Here is a 4,393-nt window from a genome sequence, read left to right on the forward strand (position 1 = left end):
TCGCGCCTAGCGAAAAAGGGCAACCTGATCCCCGTCTACCAGGAGCTGCTCATGGACCTGGAGACCCCGCTGTCGTTTTTCCAGCGGCTGGAGCGCGACCGCTACTCCTTCCTTCTCGAAAGCGTCGAGGGCAGCGAGCGCTGGGCGCGTTATTCTTTTCTCGGCACGCGGCCGTATTTAGTCTTCAAGTCTCGCGGAAAGAGGATCGAGATCGTCGAAGAGGGAAAGAAAAGAAATCTCACCGCCGACGAACCGCTCAAAGTATTGGAGGGGCTCCTCAAAGAACATCGTCCGGCGGCCGTGGACGGAGTGCCGCCGTTTTTCGGCGGCGCGCTCGGCTACGTCGCCTACGACGCCGTGGAGCAATTCCACGGGATCATCAATAACAAAAATGACGCGCACGGACTCCCGGAGATCTTTTTCATTTTCGTTCAGACTCTGGTCGCGTTCGACAACTTGAAGCACACGATCAAAGTCATCGACAACGTGCGCCTCGACAGCCAAAAAAACCTCCGACAGTCTTATGACGCGGCGACCGCCCGAATCCGCCGGCTGGTTTCGTCGCTTAAGCCGAGGAAAACAGAGGCCAGAGACTTGAGCGTTCGCGGCAAGGAGAAAAAATACCGTTCCAACCTGACGCCGCAAGCGTTTAAAGCCGCAGTGCGCAAGGCCAAGGACTATATCGAGGCCGGCGACATCATCCAGGCGGTTCTTTGCCAGAGGTTGGAGACCCGAACCGAGGCGGACTCGTTCGAGATTTACCGGGCGCTTAGGCTCATCAATCCCTCTCCTTATATGTACTACCTCGAACTGGAGGGCTTGAGAGTGATCGGCTCCTCGCCCGAGACCATGGTGCGCCTCACAGGAGACACGATCGAGCTGCGTCCGATCGCTGGAACCCGCCGCCGGGGCGTTACCCCGGACGAGGAGCAGGCGCTCGAGGCGGACCTGCTTTCGGACCCGAAGGAAAGAGCGGAGCACATCATGCTCGTGGATCTGGGCCGCAACGACGTCGGCCGAGTCGCCCAAGTCGGCACGGTCGAGGTCAACGAGTTGATGGCGATCGAGCGCTACTCTCACGTCATTCACATCGTCTCGAACGTGCGCGGAAAATTGGCGCCGGGAAAGAGCGCCTTCGAGCTTTTCGTCTCGAGCTTCCCCGCCGGAACCGTCTCCGGCGCGCCGAAGATCCGGGCGATGCAGATCATCAGCGAGCTGGAGCCGGAGAAGCGCGGTCTCTACGCCGGGGCGATCGGCTATTTCAGCTTCAACGGCAATCTCGACACCTGCATCGTCATCCGCACGATCCTGATGCAGGGTAAGAAAGCCTTCATCCAGGCCGGCGCCGGAATCGTGGCGGACTCGGACCCGGAGAAGGAATATCAGGAGACGTTGAACAAGGCACGGGCCATGCTCAAAGCCATCGAGCTTGCGGAGCAGTGGAGGCGGGCTGGCCGCTGAACCCCCTCTCTGTCTCCCCCTTGCCAAGGGGGAGATAAAGAGGGGGTCGCCCCTTACCAAGCAGTGGGGGTGCCGAAGGAAGGAGGAGATTTAATGGTGCTGAGCCCAGCGAAAGACGAAAGAATTGTTTTGGGATAAGGAATGCCGACATGATTCTCTTGATCGACAATTACGACTCCTTCACTTACAACCTCTTCCATTATCTGGGAGAGCTTGGAGCCGACGTTAGAGTCTATCTGAACGACAAGATCACGCTGGAAGAGATCGACTCGCTCAAGCCGGAGAAGATCGTCATCTCGCCCGGGCCGTGCACGCCCAAAGAGGCGGGGATCTCCTGCGACGTGATCCGCCGCTTCGGCGCCAGGACTCCGATCCTCGGCGTCTGTCTCGGCCACCAGGCGATCGGCGCGGCCTTCGGCGGCGAGATCGTCCGCGCGCCATCGATCATGCACGGCAAGCTGTCCGAAGTCTTTCACGACTCGAAGACCATCTATCAGTCGCTCGATAACCCTTTTCCCGCCATGCGCTACCATTCGCTTGTGATCGATCCGAAAACCTGCCCGCCCGAACTCTCCGTCAGCGCGCAAACTTCCGACGGCGTCATCATGGGCGTGCGCCATCGTAGCCGCCCCATCGAAGGCGTGCAGTTTCATCCCGAATCGATCCTTACGGATCAAGGAAAAAAACTCTTGCAGAATTTCCTGACCACATACTGACTCTAAAAAATCCGGCGACGTTTTTTGTTATCGTCCCCTATTGCCAATTACAGATTTCATTGTAGAATCGACCCGATTCGAAAATCTCAGAGTCGGAGGTCTTCATGAAACGATTTTTTCTCTCGCTGGTTCCGGCTTGCCTCCTTCTAACGCTTCCGGCGCTCGGGCAGTCGCAAACGCCCAAGACGGGCGGCACTCTGGTCTTCGGCCTCGAAAGAGAACTCAGCACTTTCAATCCGTTCATCCGCGCCGGAGGCGTCGATCTCGACGTCCGGACGCTCGTCTACGAAGGCCTCCTGGATAGGGACACAAAGGGAAACATCATTCCGGGTCTCGCCGAGAGTTGGACCGTTTCGAAAGACGGCATCGTTTATACGTTCAAGCTCCGGCGCGGCGTGAAGTTCCACAACGGCAAGGAGCTTACGTCGGCAGACGTCAAATGGGTGGTCGATTACGCGATGAATCCCAAGAACGGCTCCGAGGGGCTCTCCTATCTGCGCGGGGTCAAAAGCGTCCGCGTGGTCGATCCGCTCACGATCGAGTTCGCGCTATCCGAGCCGAAGCCGGTCTTTCTGTCCTATCTCTCGCTGCTGCGGCCGTTCATGATCGTGCCCGGCGGCTCCGTCCCGGCGGGGAGCGAAAAAATCGACGCCTTTCCTCCCGGCACCGGCCCGTTCCTGTACAAGGAAGCGCGCGGCATGGGCCACGTCGTTCTCGCGCGCAATCCCAACTACTGGCAGAAAGGCCTGCCCTACCTCGACCAGGTTGTTTTTAGAACGTCGGAAGACCCGACCGTCCGGTTCACGAATCTCAGAGCCGGCGACCTCGACTTTATCGAACGGGCGCCGTACGTGTTCGTGCGCCAAGTGGAATCCGGCGCGGTGCCGAATATCAAAGCTACGGCCGCGCCCTACGCGGGGTTCCGCCGCCTGATCTTCAACGTCGCCGAACCGCCCTTCGACAATCTCAAGTTGCGCCAGGCGGTCGCTTTCGCGATCGACCGTAAAGAGTACTTGCAAGCGGCGTTTTGGGGCTACGGCACGCCGACGCAACAACGCTTCCCGGGAGATTCTCCGTGGCACGTCAAACTCCCCGAGCGTGAAAGGGACGTCGCCAAGGTAAAATCGTTGCTCAAAGAGGCCGGGGCGGGCGGCGGATTTGAAGTCGAATTACTGGGGCGGAGAGGCACCGAATCGGAGTATCAAATCTTACAGCGCCAGCTCGAAACCGGCGGGATAAAAGTAAAGGTTCTTCTGCTGGAAGGCGCCGCCTTTAGAGAGCGCCAGCGCAGAGGAACTTATCAGTTGGGCCTTTTTGGCGGCGACTATCCCGACGATCCGGCGGACACCTATCCGCCCGAATACGCCTGCGACGAAGAAGCGACCAAAGCTAAAAAGCGAACGAGAAACTGGCCCGGCTACTGCAATCCGGAGCTCGACCGCCTTCTCGCCCAGGCGGCAACAGGAGAACTTAAAAAACGCCAGGAGCTTTACGGCAAGGCGACCCGGATCCTATTCGACGAAGCGCCCGACCTATCGCTCGCCTACGTGCCGCGATTTTTCACTTATCACGAAAAGGTCAAAGGCTTCACCACCGACGCCGATGGACGATTCAGCGCCGGAACTTTCGGCGTTACGAAAACCTGGATCGACCGATGAGCACGGGGAGCATCGATCGATGACGCTCGTGCTCAACGGCGAAGAAGTCGTGCGGGCGCTCACGCTCGAAGATCATATCGACGCCATGGAAGAAGCGTTTACCGAGATGGGCAAAGGCGCGGCGGTGCCGGCTAACGCCCGGCGCCTCGGCCTCGGCACGGAAATCCCCACCGACTGGTTTCTCCAGAAAGAACATACTTGAAGCGAATGAAAGTCATCTTAGCTTATCTCCCGGAGGATTTACGTGGCCGATAAAAAATCCGAGACTTTTCGCGTCGCCGTTCTGGACGACTATGAAGGAATGGCCGATAAAGCGTCTGCTTACCAACAGCTCAAGCAGCGCGCCGAGGTAAAAATTTTAAGAGAGAGGCTGGAGACGGACACCGAGCTTGGGCGCGCCCTCGAAGACGCTCACGCCGTCCTGCTCGTGCGTGAGCGGACGCGCTTCGGCGAGAAGCAAATTTCTCTCGCGCCGTCCTTGAAGCTCATCGCTCAGACCGGAAAGACCACCGCGCACCTGGATGTCCCCGCCGCCACGAAGCGCGGCATCGCCATCGC

The 4,393-nt window shown here is 58.8% G+C and carries 5 protein-coding genes; all 5 read left to right on the forward strand.

Annotated elements, in window-relative coordinates:
• On the forward strand, positions 1-1,461 hold a 1,461-nt coding region (gene trpE / locus VGL70_19815; protein ID HEY3305780.1), incomplete at its 5' end, for an anthranilate synthase component I.
• A gap of 149 nt (positions 1,462-1,610) precedes the next feature.
• Positions 1,611-2,177: an aminodeoxychorismate/anthranilate synthase component II gene (locus VGL70_19820; protein HEY3305781.1), complete on the forward strand. Its 567-nt coding sequence runs from the start codon at positions 1,611-1,613 to the stop codon at positions 2,175-2,177.
• A 104-nt stretch (positions 2,178-2,281) separates the two neighbouring features.
• The gene (locus VGL70_19825) at positions 2,282-3,835 is read left to right on the forward strand and encodes an ABC transporter substrate-binding protein (protein HEY3305782.1); all 1,554 of its coding nucleotides are present in this window, start codon (positions 2,282-2,284) and stop codon (positions 3,833-3,835) included.
• A 19-nt stretch (positions 3,836-3,854) separates the two neighbouring features.
• Complete coding sequence (locus VGL70_19830; protein HEY3305783.1) at positions 3,855-4,037, forward strand: hypothetical protein; 183 nt, start codon at positions 3,855-3,857, stop codon at positions 4,035-4,037.
• Between the two features lie 42 nt (positions 4,038-4,079).
• A partial coding sequence (locus tag VGL70_19835; protein HEY3305784.1) for a D-2-hydroxyacid dehydrogenase family protein occupies positions 4,080-4,393 on the forward strand: 314 nt, incomplete at its 3' end.

This window comes from Candidatus Binatia bacterium, assembly GCA_036504975.1.
Classification (GTDB): domain Bacteria; phylum Desulfobacterota; class Binatia; order UBA9968; family UBA9968; genus JAJPJQ01.

Bases quoted from the DNA above. Each gene is read 5' to 3' on its own strand.
- VGL70_19820 (HEY3305781.1), top strand. From the start codon at position 1,611: ATGATTCTCTTGATCGACAATTACGACTCCTTCACTTACAACCTCTTC.
- VGL70_19825 (HEY3305782.1), top strand. From the start codon at position 2,282: ATGAAACGATTTTTTCTCTCGCTGGTTCCGGCTTGCCTCCTTCTAACG.
- VGL70_19830 (HEY3305783.1), top strand. From the start codon at position 3,855: ATGACGCTCGTGCTCAACGGCGAAGAAGTCGTGCGGGCGCTCACGCTC.